The 22,362-nt window shown below is 35.6% G+C and carries 16 protein-coding genes; 4 read left to right on the forward strand and 12 right to left on the reverse strand.

Annotated features, from left to right (window positions below; translation table 11 throughout):
* Positions 1–5: 5 nt before the first annotated feature.
* Positions 6–2,246: a hydantoinase/oxoprolinase family protein gene (locus BC781_RS00810; protein ID WP_109615352.1), complete on the reverse strand. Its 2,241-nt coding sequence runs from the start codon at positions 2,244–2,246 to the stop codon at positions 6–8.
* A 27-nt stretch (positions 2,247–2,273) separates the two neighbouring features.
* Complete coding sequence (locus tag BC781_RS00815; RefSeq protein WP_109615353.1) at positions 2,274–3,749, reverse strand: citrate transporter; 1,476 nt, start codon at positions 3,747–3,749, stop codon at positions 2,274–2,276.
* 335 nt (positions 3,750–4,084) lie between these two features.
* On the opposite strand from BC781_RS00815, the gene BC781_RS00820 reads away from it, so the two are divergent.
* Complete coding sequence (locus BC781_RS00820) at positions 4,085–5,275, forward strand: MFS transporter (protein WP_109615354.1); 1,191 nt, start codon at positions 4,085–4,087, stop codon at positions 5,273–5,275.
* A gap of 30 nt (positions 5,276–5,305) precedes the next feature.
* Here the strand turns inward: BC781_RS00820 and BC781_RS00825 are convergent, their stop codons facing one another.
* The 8 genes from BC781_RS00825 to BC781_RS00860 all read right to left on the reverse strand — a co-directional run bounded on the left by BC781_RS00825 (position 5,306) and on the right by BC781_RS00860 (position 15,749).
* Positions 5,306–7,594, reverse strand: coding sequence for a phosphodiester glycosidase family protein (locus BC781_RS00825; protein ID WP_109615355.1), 2,289 nt, complete (start codon positions 7,592–7,594; stop codon positions 5,306–5,308).
* A 107-nt stretch (positions 7,595–7,701) separates the two neighbouring features.
* Entirely contained in the window at positions 7,702–8,676 is a 975-nt protein-coding gene (locus BC781_RS00830; RefSeq protein WP_109615356.1) for a phosphodiester glycosidase family protein, read from the reverse strand.
* Between the two features lie 90 nt (positions 8,677–8,766).
* A complete protein-coding gene (locus tag BC781_RS00835) occupies positions 8,767–10,785 on the reverse strand; it encodes a family 10 glycosylhydrolase (protein WP_109615357.1) in 2,019 nt (672 codons plus the stop codon).
* Between the two features lie 12 nt (positions 10,786–10,797).
* Positions 10,798–11,961 carry a glycoside hydrolase family 10 protein gene (locus BC781_RS00840; RefSeq protein ID WP_109616552.1) on the reverse strand — a complete coding sequence of 388 codons (1,164 nt, stop codon included), beginning with the start codon at positions 11,959–11,961 and terminating at the stop codon, positions 10,798–10,800.
* Positions 11,962–12,144: 183 nt separating this feature from the next.
* A complete protein-coding gene (locus BC781_RS00845; RefSeq protein WP_109615358.1) occupies positions 12,145–13,779 on the reverse strand; it encodes a DUF4623 domain-containing protein in 1,635 nt (544 codons plus the stop codon).
* Positions 13,780–14,126: 347 nt separating this feature from the next.
* Positions 14,127–14,543 (reverse strand): hypothetical protein, encoded by a 417-nt coding sequence (locus BC781_RS00850; protein ID WP_109615359.1) that lies wholly within the window; start codon positions 14,541–14,543, stop codon positions 14,127–14,129.
* A gap of 229 nt (positions 14,544–14,772) precedes the next feature.
* On the reverse strand, positions 14,773–15,324 hold the full coding sequence (locus BC781_RS00855) for an NADPH-dependent FMN reductase (protein ID WP_109615360.1): 552 nt from the start codon (positions 15,322–15,324) through the stop codon (positions 14,773–14,775).
* Positions 15,325–15,326: 2 nt separating this feature from the next.
* Positions 15,327–15,749, reverse strand: coding sequence for a MarR family winged helix-turn-helix transcriptional regulator (locus tag BC781_RS00860; protein ID WP_158281358.1), 423 nt, complete (start codon positions 15,747–15,749; stop codon positions 15,327–15,329).
* Positions 15,750–15,943: 194 nt separating this feature from the next.
* Here BC781_RS00860 and BC781_RS00865 point away from each other — a divergent pair, with 194 nt between their 5' ends.
* Positions 15,944–16,576 (forward strand): DivIVA domain-containing protein, encoded by a 633-nt coding sequence (locus tag BC781_RS00865; RefSeq protein WP_109615362.1) that lies wholly within the window; start codon positions 15,944–15,946, stop codon positions 16,574–16,576.
* 4 nt (positions 16,577–16,580) lie between these two features.
* On the forward strand, positions 16,581–16,940 hold the full coding sequence (gene folB / locus BC781_RS00870; protein WP_109615363.1) for a dihydroneopterin aldolase: 360 nt from the start codon (positions 16,581–16,583) through the stop codon (positions 16,938–16,940).
* Between the two features lie 70 nt (positions 16,941–17,010).
* Here folB and BC781_RS00875 read toward each other — a convergent pair whose 3' ends face one another.
* Positions 17,011–18,186, reverse strand: a complete 1,176-nt coding sequence (locus BC781_RS00875; RefSeq protein WP_109615364.1) for a hypothetical protein — start codon at positions 18,184–18,186, stop codon at positions 17,011–17,013.
* Positions 18,187–18,310: 124 nt separating this feature from the next.
* Positions 18,311–21,247 carry a TonB-dependent receptor gene (locus BC781_RS00880; RefSeq protein WP_109615365.1) on the reverse strand — a complete coding sequence of 979 codons (2,937 nt, stop codon included), beginning with the start codon at positions 21,245–21,247 and terminating at the stop codon, positions 18,311–18,313.
* Between the two features lie 283 nt (positions 21,248–21,530).
* Between BC781_RS00880 and BC781_RS00885 the strand changes: the two genes are divergently transcribed.
* Positions 21,531–22,307: a peptidylprolyl isomerase gene (locus BC781_RS00885; RefSeq protein WP_109615366.1), complete on the forward strand. Its 777-nt coding sequence runs from the start codon at positions 21,531–21,533 to the stop codon at positions 22,305–22,307.
* Positions 22,308–22,362 lie beyond the last annotated feature (55 nt).

The following is a 22,362-nucleotide window of genomic DNA, read 5'->3' on the forward strand; positions in this document are numbered from 1 at the left end:
TATGTCTATTTTTTTACTTGAGCGATCACTACCGCACTATCACTACCTGCCAACTTTGTCGTTTCCAATTCTAGAAGTGTCATGATTTGAGACTCTTGAATTAGCCCCGTCAAATCCACGATTTTACCGCCAATCAGAACATAAATATCTGGCACAAGTCCTCCTGCATCACCAAATGCCGTAAGTGTTTGGAGCATATTGATTAGCTCAGTACGTACCTCATTGACTTTACAGCCTTTAACTGCACAATCTTTTAATTGTAGTCTGATTGTACCTTCTTGATCTACTACACGTAAGAATGTCTTTTCTGATTTACTAAGACCAAAGAATCGAGATTCTTTTTTGGTATATCCCATTGCAAAAAGACTTTCAGAACGACCGAAGCTTTCTACCAAAGATGGATCTACTTTCAAAGAATGTCCACAAATTTCTTTCAGCTCTTGATCTGTTTTACAGTCCACTTGAACATCTTTTGTACGAAGTTCACTAGCACCCATAGCTATCGCAATAATTTTCTTATTCTTATTGTCAACTTCTATGCTTACCTCTACGGTTTCTGATGCTGCTCCCATCGCAATGACAGATGCTAAAGCTTCTTGACGAACTTCTACAATATCTTGATCTGTAGGATTTATTACATTTCGCTCAACGGTATCTCTAATCATTCCTAGAGCGGCTCCAATTGCTGAAATTACTTCTGCATTTTTCGCAATGGAATGAGGTACATCCATGTATTTCCCTGTGTATGGAACAATTGCTGAAGCTCCTCCACCTCCGCCAACAAATTGAATCATTTGGCTATCCAATTTATACTCACGGCTCAATTGGTGAATAACTGGTTTTAGTTTACTTGCTGAAATATTTAGAATGTCTTCTGCTACTTTTTCAGGTTCTTGACCTAAAGCTTTAGCCAAAGAATTCATTCCTTTATTTAAGGATTTCATATTTGCACCACCATGCCCTACTTCATTTACAAGCCCCATGTAATATGAAGCTCCTGTAGGAGTCATGGTATAGGCATCTTTATCTGGGCTATCTGTTTTTACAATTTTCAGATAGTTATCAGGGTCGCCTTCTTTTGGCTGTGTTTTATGTAACTCAATTTGGTCAAAATCATCTGAATTACAGAACGCCGTATAATTCAAGCCTGCAATATGTGCCGAACGAGGTCCCACATCTGTGATTCTCTCTCCGTCAAATCTTGGAACAGAACCTCCTCCAATACCTAGCGTTCTTACATCTAGTGTTTGAAGGTAAAGTCTTTGACCACCAATCTGAGCCGATTTTACTTGAGGTTTTCCATTTTTAATTACTGAAATATCAGATGATGTTCCGCCTACTTCAATGAAAATACCATCTGAAATACGAGCGTACATAAGAGCTGCGGCAACACCTGCTGCTGGCCCCGACAGCATGGTTAAGATCGGACGACGTCTCATTTCATTGATATCCATGATACCTCCATCAGAACGCATAACCATTAACGGTACTTTCATTCCAGCTTTTCGGATTGATGCTTCTGTCATGTTTGCTGTTTCCAACATTTTTGGCATCATGGAAGCATTGATCACAGCTGTTCTTGTACGAACTCTTAGACCATACAATTTTGAAATATTACTTGCAGCCGTTGCCATAAATCCCATTTCCTCAGCAACTTTCACTACAAGTTGCTCATTTTTAGGATTGTCAACACCAAATGCCTCTGAAGCAACAATTACGTCAACTCCTTTTTCATCTAGTTCTTCAATGACCTCACGAATCTGATTTTCGGTAGGCTCATGTTTTGTATCTATAAAAGCAAATTCAGTTCTCAGAAACTTACCTGGCGCAAGCTGAATTTTCTTTAAGTTTGTTTCACTTTTAGCTCTTCTCCCTTCTAAGCCTGTACCCATACCGATGATACCCACTTTAGCCACATCTCCTTCTAGAAGCGCATTTGTAGCTTGAGTAGTTGAATGGGCGATAAGAACAACTTCATCCGGATGAATTCCTGTTAGGTCAAGCAATTGGTACATTGAATCTACTACACCTTTTGCTACTCCCTCTCTCGCTGTATGAGTTGTTGGCACACATGCTTTTCCTACCACTTCTAGTTGTGCTATATCAATAGCCACTGCGTGTGTAAAAGTACCACCAACATCAATACCTATTTTTATTTTTCGAGTTCCTTTTTCTTGAGCCAACAAGCCTTGTTCGCCTTCACGCTCAATATCCTTTATCAATTTATCTATCGATTTGTCAGTCATTTCCAAATGCCATTTTGAGGTGAAAAATTAGTAAAACATGCCTGCGGCTACAATCAGTCCAAAGAAGCTTAACACCCAAGCATAGGCCAAAGTATTCCAAAGTACTTTTTGTACATCTACTTTCATTTCGTTTGCCAACCAAACATTCTGGATGTTGGTAGGGTCTGAAATACCTTGCACTTGACCTGTTGCCATTAAAACTCCCATGACAGCACCACCTGACATTCCACTAGCCATCAAGATAGCAGCCAAACCGTATCCCATACCCCAAATATTAAGAGGACCTCTATAAAGTGCTAATGGTGCTGCGATTGTGAAAATCACTACATAAGCCCAAGGACTTGATGGTATAATCTGTGCAATGAGTGGTTTCAGTAAGTTAATCACTGGCCATCCTGCTTTATATTGTTCCAACTCTATACCAGGTCCGATGATCGCAATCAGAAGCATACCAATCCCGAACATTAGGATTACAGCTGGCATTACTACGCTTGCCCCTTCAAAGGATGCTTGTATAAATTGGTTTAATGCTCCTTTCTTAAAAGTCGATAAGAATGTATAAATCAGACCTACCACAAAAGAAGCGATAAAATCCATATTAAAGACTAAGATCAATAACAGTGGGATAATTGGTGAAAAGACTGAAATCCAATGTGGTTCTTTGATCTTTTCATTTTTACCAGTTACTATTCTGATCGCTGCAGCTGTAAACAAACCTATTACACCGATTGCAGTCGTATATTTTAAAGCTAACCCTATGTACGTTGTTACAGCATCAACATTTTCTCTTACCGCTTCTGTTGCGAAGTTATCGTAACCATATTTAATACCTAAGATTACCAATGCTCCAACAACACATCTTATCACTATATTTTTAATATTCAGATTATGTCCATCTCTGTATAGTTGGAGAGTGATATATATAATACCTATCAATAATCCCATCGTAAACATTACCAAGGCAAATGGTCTCACATCATCAATAGTCAGTCCCATTACATTAATATAAACTGCCCAGTTTGTCACGTTTAATGCTCCACCTATACTTACTCCTATCAAGAATATCCCAACTGAAGTCATGGCTCCTACACCCACAGATGACAAGATAGGCAACACAATTGTAGCTACCATAATAATAGCTCCTAGACCACCTAGTGTAGTGAAAAGTAATACAATCAAAAGCATCATAATCACTGAAATCACCCAAGGATTATCTCCACTCAACTCCGCTCCTTTCTTAATAAATGTCTCCGCTACTTTCGTCTTCTGCAACAGGATACTTAACATTCCTCCAAATATGGCGACAACAATCGCTTCTCCAAGCTTGGTTGCGCCCATTCCAATCACATATTTTATTGTATCATCTAACGTTACCCCTCCTATCAGTGCAATCAAAATTGCCATTACAGGCAATGCAATTAGGGCTGGCAACACTCTCTTGAACATTAAAAAAGACATTACTAGAAAAACTCCAAGTAAAGCCGTTACCTGTATTACTTCCATAACCACTCCAATTGATTTATATACCTTGTTTCTTTTTCCTTACACCTTTAAGAGTGGAAAAGGTGTTCTTTGTACCCATAATCTTTTAGAAGCCTTAAAAAATAATTCTAGAGAAAGTCATAAATCATTATTCGCTAAAAAATCAGTCTTTGGTTTCTATCAAATTAATCTTTCTTTTAACTAAAAAATCAGCTTTAAAGAGCTGCCTTATCTGACTAAGATTCAATAGCTAAAATAATTCTTTCTTTATTATACAACATCTTTAGATAAGAATAAAGAAGTTTCATTTAAAACAACGTCACAAAACACTATTACGTCTATCTAGTTTGATATTTATGCTTCAAAAAAAGATTTTACTTCCCACAATAGTTTTTGCTCAATTCTGTGGAACCTCTCTTTGGTTTGCAGGGAATAGTGTAATCGAAGATTTATCTCGTACATTTCATCTACAACAGGAAGATATTGGTCATTTAACATCCGCTGTTCAGCTTGGCTTTATCGTAGGAACATTGATTTTTGCACTTTTGAGTATTGCAGATCGTTTTCATGCCAGTAAAGTCTTTTTTTTCTGTGCTCTTGTAGGTTCAATTTTCAACTTGGGAATCACTCTAGAACAAAATACATTGAGTAGCATTCTTGCTTTAAGATTTGCTAGTGGATTTTTCTTAGCTGGAATATACCCTGTGGGAATGAAAATAGCAGCCGATCATTATCAAAAAGGCTTGGGGAAGTCATTAGGCTTTTTAGTTGGAGCATTGGTTCTTGGAACGGCTTTTCCTCATTTACTTAAAAGTATTCCATATCAAATTGATTGGACTTATATTTTTATCACAACTTCTACCTTAGCCTCTTTAGGTGGCTTATTAATATTTCTTCTTGTTCCTGAAGGTCCATTTAAGAAAAAGGGCAGTTCACTTCAACTATCTGCATTTCTGACGGTATTCAAAGAAAATGATTTTAGGGCTGCTGCCTTTGGTTATTTTGGACATATGTGGGAACTCTATACTTTCTGGGCTTTTGTTCCTTTTATCTTAAAATACTATGCTAAAATCCACAATACTCAAACATTGAATATCTCGTTGCTATCGTTTTTGATCATAGGAATTGGTGGAATAGCATGTATTTTGGGTGGTTATATTTCTTCGAGCTTAGGAACAAAAAAAACTGCATTTTTAGCTCTTCTACTATCTTGTACTTGTTGTTTCAGTCTTCCATTTATGATCCAAACCGAAACAGAATTCATATTCTTAACTTTTCTTTTTATCTGGGGAATGGTTGTGATCGCAGATTCTCCTTTATTTTCAACTTTAGTCGCTCAAACAGCAGATCAATCTTTAAAAGGAACAGCATTGACAATTGTGAATTGCATTGGGTTTACAATTACAATTTTCAGCATTCAACTCACTAGTCACCTTTGGGAAAATACCAACTCGATTTTTATTTTTTCACTGTTGGGTATAGGTCCAATTTTGGGATTAATAGCTTTAGGTTTAAAGTCAAATTCTCAAAAAAGCCTCACTCCTTAATTTACACTGGAGTGAGACCTATCACTTCAATTATTTCTTTATTATTTTCTTCACTGCTTCACCTTTTTCAGAAGAGACTTTCAACAGAAATACACCCTTTGATAGCTTTCCTAAATCTAACTTCATATTGGTCGAAGGCTTTGTATTTACGAAATCGAGTAGCTGTTTTCCATTGATGTCATAAACTATCGCTTGAAGTAGTTTTATATTTTTTGAGCTAACAGTAAGTTCATCCTCAAATGGAATTGGGAAAACTTTTAAATCATCTCCTAATGACGAATCACTTCCCAACACAATTAAATTTCCTGTAACATTTAACGTTAAAATAGCTTCAGAGGAATAATTAGCGTCATCAAACATTTCAAAACTAAACTTAGACACCGCTTCAGTTTCATTCAATGAAAATAAAAAACTGTACTGTTCCTCTAAAGAAGTTCCATCAAACTTAACCTCATCGTAAACCAATTCAGAACCATCAACTTCTCTCTTCACGACTAAAGAATCTACCTCTCTAGTAGCTGAAGCTGATCTTAATGTAAGATCAATTGAAAAATCACTAAAGTTTGGATGATCTTTCGTTATTTCAGTTTTATTATTTTCAGTAAACTTAATTGAAGGCTCAGAATTTCTTGCAGTCAACAGATAACTACCCTCAGAAACAACACCTAAATTATCAGTCACTACTACATGGATATATTCTTTTTTATTGTTGGCTGCTTTTACGACATACTCAAAAGGAACTTGAGCCTCAAACCCTTCAATACTTTGGGTCAAGATATGTGAACTTGAAGTATAACCTTCTCTCTGTGCATAAATTGTTAGTTCAGAAAGACTTATCCCTGAATTCTGACTACTCACTGAGACTGTATTTTCTACTTTCTCATCAGTCGCGAAAATCCCACCTGTTTTACCACCTTCAAAACTAATATCTAACTTACTTTCACCAACTACTACAAGTTTAATGGCATCAACCACAACATATTTTCCTTCTTCATTTTCAGAGGAAGAAATAACTAGGTTATCATTACTTCCTAAATCTACTGTTCCCAAAAAGTGAAACCCTACTTCTTTATCTTCTGATTGGTTTACTTGAAAAGAAATAGGCTCTAAATTTTCACCTCTATTAACGACATAATCTACTTTAGTTGCATTCATCTCATCAGAATCAAACCATGCGTATATTTCGTACTTTCTAGAATCAATTCCATTGAAAGAATATGTAACTAAAGATTCTGAATCAGCTGGCAACAATCTAGAAGCAGAACTTCCATAAGAAGTATGAGTTTCAGATTCAATTACTCCTGTATCTGCGTTTTCTTGATATACTTCCTCGTTTTCAGTATCCAAGACCTTAGGAGCTTTTGTGATCATGAGTACAGTTGGCACAGGTCTCTCTTTTCCATCAGATGGTTTATTCAATACTTGACCATTTACCACCATTGCAGAAGAACCTCCTCCATCAAGATTCATCACATCCACACAGCCTAAATCCATCATAAGTTTTGCAACTTCTACTAGAGGTAAACCTCTACTATGTGTCTGACGTCCATCAACCACCATACATATCAAGTGATTATCTTCTGTATAACCAATTACGGTTCTTGGTGTATCTTTTGAATCTGTGATATCGCTATAAAAAACTTCAGGATCATAATTCTCTATCAGAATACCATCTTTTACCAATACAGGTCCTCCACCTACTGCCATATGAGGTTCCCACATTTTTCCATTTTCAGGAAAACTTGCTGAAGGAATTTCTAAAGGAGCAACTGCAGTGCTATTCGGGGCAGGCTGCGGATAAAAGTATGTTTCTGACCTAGAAGTAGTATTATAAACCCATCCTAATTCCACTTCTCCATTTTCCATAAAACCAATAGCCCCTCTTGTTGGATAATAAGTTCCCAGATCTCTTCCAAGAGCTCTAATATTATCTGCTAACACTTCTCCATTATTCACCAATAAACTATAAGATGAATTTCCACCAAAGTATCCCGCATTAATAGCCATGTATGCATCATCACCTAATTCTGCCATATGCTGACTAGGGTATTTTGCTTCATCACCCAAAACCGTTCTGATCGCTATTTCATCACTGTTCAGATCTGTAATCGTATAAAAACCAGAAAAAGATTTTTCCTGCTGACTCTCATTATAAATCGTAGTTTCGCATTCAAAAACTTTCATAGCAGAAGGCAACTCACCTTCAATATCTATCTTCTCCGTCCAGACTATATTCGACAAATCATAGCCTTGTGAAAAGGCATTGGTCAATTGAAAAAATAGACCAAGGAAAAATGTAGAGCGTAAAATCTTGTTCATTGTATCATTGGTTAAAATTACTGTATTAAGAAAGGTGATAGCAACTAAGCTGTCATCTATTATGATCTTTATAAAAAGGTGTGTTTCTACTTATGATGACTCTATTTTTATTCAAAAATAGGTTGAGTAATCATTAATACGGAAGGTACTGCTCTTTCATTTCCATCAGATGGTTTATTCAATACTCGTCCATTTACAACCATAGCTGATGAACCACCCCCATCTAAGTTTAAGACATCAGTACAACCTAAACTTTTCATTAACCTAGCAACTTCAATTAATGGCAAACCACGGCTATGTGCTTGACGACCATCAACGACCATACAGATTAGCTTGTTATCTGGAGTGTAGCCAATTGCAGTTCTTGGAGTATCTTTTGATTCTGTGATGTCAGTATAAAAAACTTCAGGAGCATAATTTTCAATTACTTCTCCATCCTTAACTAAAATAGGCCCTCCACCTACAGCCATCTTGGGTTTCCATATTCTCCCGTTTTCTGGAAATTCTTTAGTAGGTGGTATTAATGGCTTTTCAGAAATTGAATTAGGTGCAGGTTGAGGGTAAATGTAAACTTCTTCTTTAGGAGTTATACTATAAATCCAACCGATCTCGACCGATCCATTTTCCATAAACCCAATTGCCCCTCTTGTCGGATGATAAACTCCTGTTTCATGCACAGACTCTAAGGTATTATCCGTCAAAATATGTCCATCATTAACGAGTAAACTCACTGATGAATTACGTCCAAAATAACCCGCATTGATGGTCATATATACTGCATCACCTAACTCTGCCGCATACTGACTAGGATATTTAGGTTTATCGCCTAAAATAGTCCGAACCTTTACTTCATCACTTCCTAGATCAATGAGGGTATATACTGCTGAAAAAGATTTCTCTTCTTTACGCTCATTATAAATCGTAGTTTCGCATTCAAAAACTTTGATCGCAGAAGGTAATTCGCCTTCAATGTCCACCTTCTCTGTCCAAGCAATATTAGACAAATCATAACCTTGTGAAAAGGCATTGGTCAATTGAAAAAATAGACCAAGGAAAAATGTAGAGCGTAAAATCTTATTCATTGTATCATTGGTTAAAATTAAAAGCTTAAAGTAGAAAAGCCCCCGAAGGGGCTATTCATTTGGACTTGCGCAAACTCTTTTGCATATTTTTTATAAAGGGAAATTTGCACGTTTAGGATACAGTGCATGGAATACTTTTGATTTAGAAGCTAGAGCTTCATAATAAAAATGTACTTCTCCTTCTAACCCTTTACTTCTATTGAATTTTATACAATCTGCTAAATACTTATCTGTTGGAATATATGAACCTGCTGCAATCAAAATACCAGGAGAGAATTGTTCTTTTTTGAGCGTTCCCATGTACTCCATTTGTTGACCGACTAAGTATGTATAAGCACTTAGACCATATTCTTCGTATCTGTAACATTGAGGGGAAATATGATCTACTACTCCTGCATTTATCCATTCAGGCCAATCTTGCATATAATTCACTTTTGAGAATGTATATACGCTAGGTGAGAACATTACTAGACAATTTGGATCTGCTGCCTTTACTGCATCATGAAGTGAAACTGCATAGTCTGTCATCTTATCAGATCTCCATTGAGTAAAGTTACTTTCCTGCTCTTCATTAGGTACATCTCGACCTGTTTCCTCCTTGTATAATGCTTTGGTATAAGGATCATGTCCGGCTGTATTTGGCTGTGCTGGTAGACGGTCATCTCCTTGAATACCATCTACATCATACTTTTCAACAACCTCTACGATCAGATCATTAATAAACTTCTGAACCTCTGGTTTATAACCATTGAACCAATAGAAGCTATTTTTATGTGCAACGTCTCCATCTTTATCCATCGAGAACCAGTCAGGTTTAAAGTTATAAACCCAATCACCACCTTCTGTATATGGTTTTGTATTTACGGCTCCATATCTGTAGGCAAAACCATATTCAAACCAAGCGACAACTTTCAAACCTTTTGCATGGGCTTTATCAATTACAATTTGCAGAGGATCAAAACCATTGTCTTCTGTTTCACCATAGAATTGAGTTGGTAAAGCACCACCTCTCCAATCATCACCATAATGAGCTTGACCTTCAGCGTAGAAGTTTTTTAATACTTCAGAAGGATGCAACGTCATAAACTTATTATAAGTCACTACATAAATGGTATTGAAACCCAAATCATCCACACGATTAACCATCTCGTCAATCATTTTTTCAGATACTAATGCATTACTTGCCACATTGGTTACCCAAACTCCTCTTACTGCATCTGGGTTTTGTGCTTCAATGTTCACCGACAGTTTATAAGTCTGAACCTCTCCCGTTTGAGCCGTAACATTTATTTCTTTTGTTTGTAGTAAATCAAAATCATCAGGATCAATATCCAAAGTTGCCAAGTCAGAATATTCCACTTCGACTTTTAAGTGATTTAAATCAAAGTATTCTGATTCATCGATCCCATGAGGAAGACTGATTACCAATTCATTGCTTTTAATTTCAGCATCTGCAAATAATTCAGGGATGGAAAGAGATGATAATGTATTTTCTGAACTTCCTTCTTCCCAATCCACGACTACAGAATAAGTATTTACATCGCCATTTGCGGCTGTCACAGTGTAGACTACCGGTTCTGAGAAATCTTGTGCTACACCTGATTCTGGAGAGATAACAGCATTTTCTCCATAACTAATTTCTGGAACAAGCTCTGAACGATCAGTACCATAAGGCAATATGAAATAAATCGTATTATCATCTTTGATTTCCCCTTGTATTTCTAGTGAAGGAAAACCAAAAGAATAGATATTATTTTTAACTTCTTCTACATAAACAGTGTACAAGTTTAATGCTCCATTCTCAGCACTTACTGAATAAATTGCTGGGTTTTTGAAGTTATTTTCTTGACCTGAAGCAGGATCTACACTTGCTTTAGGAGAAACTTCTATTGTAGGAGATAACTTTCCTTTGTCTGTTCCTTCAGGTACATATAATCGGATTGCAGCCTCTTCTTGATCTATTTGTCCTTCAGCTTTGTAGTCATCAAAAACAAAAGATAATATTTCATTCTCACTCAATAACTCTTCTTCTTTTTCACAAGAGATCAAGGTTGAAAAAGCTAGAGAGATTACTGCTGTATACTTAAATATCTGTTTTAGTCTTTTCATCTGCTCAAAAATTTATTGTATTGCAGCTGGAAATACTGCAGTTTCCTTATATGCTTCTTTGATTTCGTCTTCAAACTTCTTTACACCTTCATAGAAAAAGTGTACTTCACCTTTCAAGCCTAGCTCTCTGTTTGCCTCTATCATTTGGGTAAATAATTCACTTGAAGGATACTCTTCTCCCACCTTAATTAAAATTCCAGGGAATAATTTATGACGGTGTTGAGGAAGAATATATTGAACTGTAGACGCTAAAGTACTTTTATAATTCTCAATATCTCTACGATAAACCTGAGGACAAATTAAATCTACATAACCTTCGTTTATCCAAGTTGGCCAATCTTGAAGATATTCTTCTTTTGCCCAAGGAAATACTGAAGGAGCCATAGAAACTATACAATTCGGATCTTTTGCTTTCACTTCTTTATAAAGTCTTCTCATATAGTCATTGAGCTTCTCAGCTCTCCAATTCACCCATTCAAAATCTTTGTAATATTTTGGAGGCTCTTGCCCAGCATGCTCTTTTTTGTATTGCTCAATAACGGCTGGATTATACCCTCCACTCGAAGGCATTGCAGGTAAACGGTCATCTCCTTGGATACCATCTACATCATATTTTTCAACTACTTCAAGAATCAAAGAAGTCAAGAAATCTTGCACTTCCACATCTAATGCATTCATCCAGTCAAAATTATTTTTATTGACTAGTTTTCCTTCATTGTTTAAAGAAGCCCAATGAGGTTTCTTTTCAATGAATACACCACCATTTTTATTGTATGATGAAGAGAAGCCAAACTCAAACCAAGCGAATACTTTAATATTCTTCCTGTGAGCTTCTTCAATGAGTTCTTTTAAAGGATCACGTCCTGTATTTTCGGGGTCTAAAATAGGGTCAATTTCTACTCCTGTGAAATTCTTCATAATTTCACTTCTGTATGTAGTCATTGCTTTGTTCAGTGTTACTACAAAAATGGTGTTAATACCTAACTCATCACATTTTTCAACAGCATCGATCACTTTCTGTTTAGAATAAAGTGCATCACTTGCCACATTAGTAAGCCATACTCCTCTTACTGCTTCTATCTTTTTCGCTTGATCGTTTTGTAGAGTGTTACAACCAAAAATATTTAGCACTAACACAGCCAAAACAAACTTCAGAATACTACTTTTTACTTCCATAAATTGACCAATATTAAAATCCACCAACTCTTTCTTTGATAAATGAGTATGTGAAGTGTTTTTTGTACTCTTCTATTGATTAAAATTTAGAATTGAGTCCGATGGAAAATAAAAAAGGGTTTGTAAAGTCAGACTTTACAAACCCTCTATATTATACAATGAAAATCGTTTTCGACCTAAAGCCTAGCGAGTAAGCTCTACAGTTACGATTCCACTTGCAGTACCTAATGCTGTAATTAATACTTTATCTTCTTTTACTACTACAGAAGTACTACCAGCAATGTTACCATTAGCAATTTGATCACCTAATTGGTGCTCAAATACCAATTTACCTTCACCTGGATTAACTGTATCTTCAGCAGTAATTGCGTTGAATGCTTCAACAGGATCTCCTGTTACATCAAAGATTTGAAGCATCTGTCTCTTGTCTCCACCATCTTCACAAAGCATCACAGCTAAGTAATCAGCACCGTTGAATGAGAAGTAAGAAGTACCTACTGTTCTCTTACCAATAGCATCTCCGTTGATGATTGCTAATTGCTCACCATTTGTATTATAGATTGCTGGAGTCATTTCAGCACCATTCACGATGATGTTATCTGATTCTGGCAATTGAATTGCTGCACCATAGTTACCTGCTTTCACAACATCTGATAGCTCAATAACTTCTGGAGTTTGAGAAACAACACCACCTGCAATCGCAAACTTAAATACTTTAGTGTTATTTACTACTGAATTCCATCCAGGGAATTCCATTGCATAAATCGCACCATCACCGTTTACGTCACCTTCTACCTCAAAGTACTCAAAACGAGCTGAAGGATCTGCAGGAGTAGTATAAGTAAGAATTACTTCTGGATCAGCATCTACCGCAGACCATTTGTAAATTTTCCAATCTCCACCATCCCAGCTCATGTTTGAAGCTACAATAGTATTTCCGCTTGCACGCACGTGAGCTAAGCCCCATACACCACCTTCAACACCTACTTTACTTAATGTTGGAGTAGTCTCGTCAAACTCTCCTGCACCACCTGCTGCTGGTAAATAATAAATATTTCCACCATCTTCTTTAGACACTAAGAATACATACTCAGAAGTTTGAGCAGCACTTCTTTGACCATCTGCAGTAAAGATTGCTGGCAACGTACCTGTTTCCTCAGTAAATTCATAAATAAAGCTAGTGTTATTAAAACCGAAAGGTACAGTTGATACCTCAGCCATATATTCTTTAGTTTCGTCACCAAAAGAAACTGTGAATGTAACAGCTCCATTTGAGAAATCTACAGTCTCACCAGAAGCTGGAGAAACAGTAGCACCTTCACTCAACTCAATTGTTGGTACGATTGCAGTCAAATCTGCAGTCTCATACATTTCGATTACAATCTTATTTTCTGCTGTAGGAACGATAGGGTTATTCAAAGCATCTTCTACAGTTACTGTAAGAATAGAACCATCTTCTGGAGCAGCAACATCAACTGTAACAGAATAAGTAGTTTTCACATCACCATTTGTAACGATCAAAGTTACTGGAGAAGAAAAATCCATTTCACCAAGGGCAGGATTCACTACAGCTCCTTCACTTACTGTTACTACAGGAGTCAATTTAGTCACATCAGTACCATAAGGAACTGTTGCTTTAACAGCGCTAGCCTCAATAACTACATCTCCTTCTCCAAGTGTTACACCCTGAAAACCAAATGTAAGAATCTTCGCTTCTTTTACTACCTTATCATCTTCATCTTCTGAACATGAGGTAAAGCCCAAACCCATAGAAAGGGTAATTAAAAAGCTAAATAGAATTGATAAGTTGCGTTTCATAAAATTTGCAATTTGTAAACTGAAAAAAACTAAAACACCTCATCCTATTTTCAGGTAAAACGCCTTCCAACAAAGTGAGTGCTTCAAAAAAGGATGTAGTTATCCACCCCAAAAAACTTCCATTTTTTGATTTTTATCTTTCCAGCAAAAAAACGTGAGTCAATTTTGCCTCTTTTTACAAGTTCAAAAAGCAGATATTCTGCAATTCGGAATAAAGAGTAAAACAGACAATTATTGTACTCATACTTTTCTAAAAAAAATTATGAAGTCAAGCTATCGAACTGATTATAAACAAAAAAAGTCTCAAAATTTGAGACTAAAGCTAGAATAAAAAATAAATAAGAAGATTAAATCTTGCTGAGTACAAACACCCCGACAGCTATTGCACAGGCAATTATAAATCCTATTTTGAGGATTTCAGCCCAATTCAGTTTTGAATTCCTCCTATGTATAACGTTTAAATTTCTTGGTTGATTTTCTAGTTTCGGGGAATTCAAACTTTTATTACTTTTTGCTTTAGACTTGAATTTATCCCACTCAGATTCTACCTCAGCTTGGTACTTCGAAAAGTTAGATGAATCTCTTAAAAGTAAAATTAAATTTTCTGCTTCCTCCATGTCTTTACTCTTTTCTGGATGTTTTACTTTCCATGTAGCCCAAAAAGCGATATCCTTTTGATCTTTCTTAAGGACATACGATTGAAAACTTTCATCTTCAACAAAATCTTCGACTTTGTACTGTTCAAGTATATTATCTTTTTTCATTGCAGAGCTAATTCTACCTCATTCAAACTCTGCATATATTTTTCCAATAGCAAGAGTAAGATTTATCTATTTTGTACCCAAAAGCAAAAATAAGTGTTTTAACAAAGAAAATCAGCTTTTCAGAATAATTTCACAGTCTTTCAAACAAATGAGATAATAAACAGAGTACAAACAATAAAAGGAACTTTCATTTTACTGAAAGTCCCTTGTTTCATAAAATATATTTTTCTTAACCTTCTATATTTTCTTCGACTAAAGCTCCTTCAAACTTAGCTAATTCTTCTTCAAATTTAGCTTTCAAAGCAGTCTCTGTGATCCCTGTTTCATTGAAATTTTGCTGAAATGATGGTAAAGAAAAGCTTCCAGTAACTTTAGCGCCCATATAAGGAAAATATGTATTTGCAGAACCTAAGACTGTCATACCCCCTCTTGCCCCTGGAGATGTTGCTAAAAGAAAAGTAGGTTTAGCTAGCCAAACTGGGCCTTCCAATCTAGATACCCAGTCAAGGATATTTTTGAATGCAGCAGAATAACTTCCATTATGTTCAGCGAAAGAGATGATAATACCATCCGAAAGACTTATTTCTTCTTTGAATGCTTTTGCCTGCGCAGGAACTCCTGATTCAGCTTCTTTATCTACACCAAAAATAGGCATTTCATAGTCATTCAGATCCAAAACTTTCACTTCTACATTTTCTACTTGAGAAGCAGCCCAAGTCGCTAATTTCTGATTGATAGAATTTTTACTGTTACTCGCACCAATAGCAATGATCTTTTTCATAATTAGTTTCCTTTTAGTTTTATAATCAATTCTTTTAAAGTCTCAACCTCTGTTTCAGTCAGATTTTTGGACATTGGTTGATGAAAGTTTTCAACTTCCTTATTTAATTCCTTTAATAGTTTTTCTCCTTTTTGAGTTATTCTTATATCAACTTTTCGTCTATTTGAAGGGCATTCTTCGCGTGTAATTAAAGACTTAGTAAATAACTTATCTATGATTCGGGATACATTACTAGACTTCTGAACCATTTTGATTTGAATGTCCTGAACTGTTACAGGACTACCATTTTGTCCTTTCAATATCCTTAATACATTAAACTGAGGCTCTGTAATATCAAACTTTTTCAAGACCACACTCACCTGATCAGTTATCCAATGTCCTGTTCTAATAATCTGTTCGATCGCTAAATAATATCCCTTACCCATATTTATTTTACTCAACATTTAATGTACATACAATTATAACGAATATTTTTTAATTTAGTTTACATGTAATTGATTTATTTTGGCAGAATGCTATTTGATAGCTAAGAATTTAGAAAGAGTCGCATTGAACTGAAGTCTTTATTGCATTACTTTGTTCATATATTAAATGTGTGAAGGCTAAGTGGCAATACGATATGGAAAATAAAGCATTTGGTAAAAGTATTTTCGGAGGATATAACCGAGATGAAGTTGATCAGTATAGGCAACAAACAGATGATTTAATTAATCGACAAAAACTCAAAATTGCTGATCTAGAAAATAGACTTCAGAAAGCAGAAAACAGAATAGGAAAGCTAGAGGAAATTGAGAATAAATTGATGGATACCATCAAGGATGCTGAAAGTGCTGGCAGTAGAGAGCTTGAGAGAGTTAAAAAGGAAGGTGTAAATATTATCTCACAATCGGAGAAAGATGCTGAATTGACCGTTCATAGTGCTAAAGAAAAAGCATCTAAGATACTTGAAGAAGCCCATTTGACCTATCAGAAAAAAATGGATGCTTTACAGGATGAAATCAAGAAAATGGAACACTTCTATTTATTGGTTGAAAATCATGCATCAAAATTGATTTCAGAGATGAGCTCTACACTAGAACTTACGCAAGATGGTTTAGAGAAAATGAAATCTGCTAGGAAGGTAGCTTACCTTGAACAAGACTTTTTCAAAAGACAAAATCAACGATTGAGTAATCTTATTCAGGAAGACATTAAAAATACAGAAGAAGACAATACTGAAAATTCAAAAAGTTTTTTTGACGAGCTAAATTAGTACTATGGATAAAATTGCACTTGAGGGCATGGAATTCTTCGCCTATCATGGATTTTACGAAGAAGAACAAAAAATCGGGAATAAATATGGGGTTGACATCGAAGTCAAGACAAACTTAGAAAAAGCTGCAGACGAAGATAATCTTGCAGAGACTGTAAATTATGAAAGTCTCTATCAAATCGTTAGTTCTGAAATGAAAATCCAATCTAAGCTTTTAGAACATATTGCTGGTCGAATCATCAAAACTGTCTTTGAAAAACATTCGGATGTAGAAAGCATACTCGTTAAGATTAAAAAGTTTAACCCTCCTATTGGAGGCGTATGTTATGCTTCTGTAATAACTATGGAAAGAAACAGGTCTTAATCATAAAATCTGTATAAAAAGAAAAAGGCAAGCCAAGCGGCTTGCCTTTTATATTTAAGAAGAGTAATAATTACTCAGTCTCGTCCAATTCGTAAGCGAATGGTGAAGCAACAGACTCTGAGAAGTTGATAGTAGAAAGTTTTACGTCTCCGTTGATCAAGTTCTGAAGAGTTACGTTATGGTGGATATCAAATCCTTTCTTGAATCCTTTAGCTACGATGTTCATGAAAGTACCTTTAGCACCTTCTCTGAATCTGATAGCAGTACCTTGACCTCCTGCAGCTGTACCATCTAAAGTAACGTTTTTAACTGTAGCGTTTGAGTAAGGAGCAGCTTCTCTGTTTTTAGAGTTGTTATCGATCTCCATACCTTTATCAGAGCTCTCGTCAGTAGCGATATAAGCACCGTCGATAGTTCCGATATAACCTTTAGCCCAGTCAATTTGGTCATCACCACATCCTGTAACAACAGCACCTGACAAGTTCACAGTACCACCGAAGAACTCGATACCATCATCAGAACCTTTGAAAGCTTGAACGTTTTCAAAAGTAGTTCCTGAACCTACACCATTAAGAGTGATTCCGTTGTGCTCTGATTCTGAATCGATAGCGAAACCAGTGTATTCAACACGAACGTAAGAAACAACACCTGAATTATCTGTAGCATTGCTACCACCGTAAGGAATTTCAGCGTTGATTTCAGTTCCTTTAGAACCGCTAGCATCTCCATCATTGATAGGTGCAAGACCATTCAATACTAGACCACCCCAAGTACTTGGCTCAGCTTCAAATGCTGAAAAAACAATCATGTTATCTGCAGTACCTTCTGCATCGATCATTGCACCTGTCTCAACCATTAGGTAAACATTACCTTTAGCTGACATAATTACTGTACCTGGCTCGATTGTAAGAGTAGCACCAGATTTAACAAAAGTAGCAGCTTCAAGATAAACAACACCACTCCAAGTAGTATCCTCAGTGATATCACCACTTACAGTCATTGTTACACTCTCCATAGTCAAGCCTTGCTCAGCAGCAACACCATTCCAATCGAAACCTTTCGCCCATGAAGGCATTGCATAACCAGTAGCAGAAGCGTCAGCGAAGTTTACATTTTCAAGAGCTGATACTACATCCAATTCAAACTGCTCATCACCTGACAATACAGTTTCATCCTCTTCACATGAAGTCATAGCAACTGAAGCAAAAAGTCCAGCTACGATCGCGAATTTGTTAAATTTCAACATTTTTAAAAAAAGATTTTTGATTTGTTTCTCAACAATAGATTATGATTACAGTGCAATATTAATGCATTTAATTTAGTTGGGTGTAAACTGAATATGAACAATTCACACCCAAATATTAATATTATTAGAAGGTATAAGACAATGATACTGAGAAGTCTAAACCCTTCTTGTATGAAGTTACAGTTTTTCTAGTCTCTCCAATTTTATCAGCCGACTCTACAAAGATTTCATTTGCAACATCATCTAAACGAGTAGCTTTTGTTGGGTCTACACCATAAGTATAATTTGTCTTTGTAGAACCGTCAGTAAATTTCACATTATAGATTCCAAAGTCTTGATAAGTGATAATATCTGGATTCAAAATGTTTCTTACTGCAAGGTTTATACTGAAATTATCTTTGATCTTATTTTTCCAAATCAAGTTTAAAGTACCGTACCCTTTCTCATAAATATCTGGAGCATCATCTGTTGCCAATGAATAGATACGATCTCCAAAAGTGTTATAAGTTAGTGTGAATATTGACTCTACTCCTGAGTTCCAAAGTGCTGAATAGCTAATATCAGCATTGATCAAATATGGAGAAGCCCCTTGAAGTTGGTTTTCAACATTTGTCAAAGTTGTCTGATCTAAGATGTTTGTTGCATCAATGTATGAGTACAAATAAGTACCATTCAAACCAACTGAAGTATTATCTAAAAGCTTGCTATCAATAGGAATAAGTGAGGCAAGTTGTTTCGTAAACTCAAATTCTAAACCTACTACTTGTGCTTCAGTCAAGTTATTATAAGTAAACAAGTTTCCATCTGCAGGAAGAGCAACCATTGCAATAGGATTCTCTAAGATCTTACCAAAAGCTCCTACTGAAATAATCTCTCCACTATTTGGGAAAATTTCGTATTTCAAATCTAGATTTTGAGAGAATGAGTTTTGTAACTCTTCATTACCTAAAATTGTAGCTCCACCAACTGCTTCTTGGTATTGGAATGGAAGTACCTCTCTGAAACCAGGTCTAGTTACTGTTTTACTTGCTGCTACACGAAGATTTGATCTTTCGTTTAACGAGTATTTCAAGTTCAATGAAGGTAAAACTACATTCTTGTCATATTCTGAGCTTAACAATGGAGCATTAGGATCACTTGTTTGAAACTCGTAGTAGAAAATTTCACGAGATTCAGACTCCATTCTAACGCCTACGTTTACTTTCAATTTACTTGGAAGAATGTCAGCATCAACTGAAGCAAAGTAAGAGTTGATATTTTGATTCGCTTCAAATTCAGTGTCATATCTATTCAAAGAAGAGATATAAAGTTCTCCCGATTCTAGCATTCCATTCAGGTCTTGATCTAGGTTAGAAAGATCTACATACTGATTACGTCCACCACTAATGTCTCTGTTGTAGAATACTTGGTAATAATTAAAGTCTCTATTTTTGAAACGACCTTGGTAACCAAGTCTTACATTGTATTGGAAGTCATCTGTTTCAGTTAATCTTTGGCCTATGCCTATTTTTGTACCAAAATTAGCAGCATATTCTACTTCATTTGATTCTGACCAGAATCTGTTGTTAAAATCAGGCTTATCTCCAACGTTCAGACGAATATTTGAAAAGTCTGGCTGCCCAGCAATCTCAGTGATATCTTCGAAGAACAATTGTTTACGATCTGGCTCAGAACCTACTGCAGTATTGTAAGCAACACCCCAATCCAACACAATTCTTTCTTCATTGAATTTATGCTCACCTAACAACTGATTTACAGTAACTGTATTTTGCTTATAAGTATTTCTGATGTTTAATACTTTACCTTCTCCATCATAGTACTTACCATAAAGTTCTTCATATTCATTAGATGTTTCATTGAACATCATGTTATTGAAACGAAGTATATTATTTCTGTTTATCTCGTAATAGAAGTTAGCAAAAGCAGAACTATTTGTATTGTAAGCCCATCTCTTTAGATCGTAATTACTTTGTCTGTAAAAACCTTGTGGGTTATATATAGTCTTAAAATCGCCTTCTCTGTAAGAATAGTCATTTCCAAAGTTAGCTCCTGCTACAAAACCTACAACTCCTTCTTCTCCAACATCATAAGATGTTCCACCAGAAATTTTCAAGTTTACTTGTGGCAATGCTGTCCCTTGGGTTGGTGCTAAGTTTGTTGAAAATAAGTCCAATGCATCCTGCTCATAGAAAGACTGGCTTCTATCTAACATTCCTTCTGGCATCGTTCTTCCGTTGCCTGACACTCCTAAGAATTCCATATCTCCGTCAGAATTCAAGTAGAAATCATTAAAAGTAGCTAACGAATTATACCCACTACCAATACTAATATTGAAGAATGGATCTTCAGCGTAATCTTTTGTTTCTATGTTCGCTGTTGCTCCAGAGAAGTCTCCATAAAGTTCTGGAGAAAATGTTTTAGAAATATTCAAGTTTCTAACGATTACTGAAGGGAACATTGATAAGTCAGCAACTTTTTTATCAGGGTTTGTTGAAGGAACAGGAAGTCCGTTCAAGAATACGTTATTGTAACGATCTCCAAGACCACGAACAAATACGCCTTTAGATCCTACTTTCGAAATACCAGTTACTTTAGTTAAGGCTCCTTCTACGTTTGAGATACCTTTCACTGACATTTCTTCAGCTCCAATACTTTGAATCATAACGTCTGCATTCTGACGTTGTACCATCAATGCTTCAGAACTTTCCCTATTTGCTTTACCTTGTACAACTACTTCATCTAGTTGCTCGGCATCTGCATCAATATCGAAGTTTAAAGTTTGAGCTTGTCCAGCAGTGATTGTAACACTTTTCTCAAGACTTTTATATCCAATATATGAAACTGAAACAGTATAAGTACCAGCGTCTAGATCAATAGTATAGTTACCAAAAATATCTGTTGCTCTACCAGTACCAAGTTCTTTGATCACAACATTTGCTCCGATGATCTCTTCTTGTGTTGAAGCATCTTTAACAGCTCCACTTAGGGTTGCTTTTTGTGCAAATGCAGACAGTCCTGTAAAGACCATCAATAACGAGGTGATAATTAGTTTTCTAAACATTTTGATATACAAGCAAAAAAGAAATAATAATATTTAAACTGTGTTTAAAGCAATTCTTAATTCGCTAGCAAAAGTATGGGAGTAATATGACAACTTGATATCCATCAAGTAAACCTTACATGAACGGAGGGATTTTCTTTTTTAACTTAAAATTAACTGTATTAACCTAAAATTACATAAAGGATAACATTCATTATATATCATATTGAAAATCTGAGCGATATGTTTTAAACATATAAACTATTAACTTTACAGCAGTTTTATAACTAAACCATGACAGAGTATGATAAAAAAGGCTTTTCTATATCCATTATTGGCTGTAAGCATTATTACTTCTTGTAATACAACAAGTGAAAAAAAGACTGTAGAAACCAAAACAGTCTCAAAACCAAAGGTTGTAAAGAAGGAATTTAAGTTTGAAAAGATATCTGATGAAAATGTTGAAATAGTATTAACTGAATACGGTAAGTTCAACAAAGCAAAATATGTAACCTTAAAAACTCGTCTAGGTGATATTAAAATCGAGCTTTATGAAGACACCCCTTTACATCGGGCTAATTTCTTAATGTTATCAGAAAGATATTTTAAAGGCACACAGTTCTATAGAGTTATCAAAGATTTTGTGGTACAAGGCGGAGACACCGATGATTTCTCTTATAAAGGAAAGAAAAGAAAAATTGGTGGATACACAATCCCTCATGAGATCAATAGAGATAAACACATTCATAAACGAGGCGCTTTAGCAGCTGCAAGAGATTACGAAGACAATCCTAGTATGCGCACTTCTCCTTATGACTTCTACTTTGTACAAGGTGTAGTTTATAATGAGGAAATGCTAAAGCATATGGAAAAAGAGGAAAATATAAGAGTCCCTCAGAAAGACCGCAAAACATATACAACTTTAGGAGGTACTCCTCACCTAGATGGTCAACATACTGTTTTTGGTGAAGTAGTTGAAGGACTAGATGTTATAGAAAAGATCTCTAAAGAAAAAGTTAGTGATGATAATTGGCCTATTGAAGAAGTCATTATTGAAGATGTAATTATCCATAAAAAGTAATCTTCTTTTTTAATAGAAATTATTCAAACCAATATAAATAGAGGCTATTGTTATG

Origin of the sequence: Sediminitomix flava, assembly GCF_003149185.1 — a bacterium.
Classification (GTDB): Bacteria; Bacteroidota; Bacteroidia; order Cytophagales; family Flammeovirgaceae; genus Sediminitomix; species Sediminitomix flava.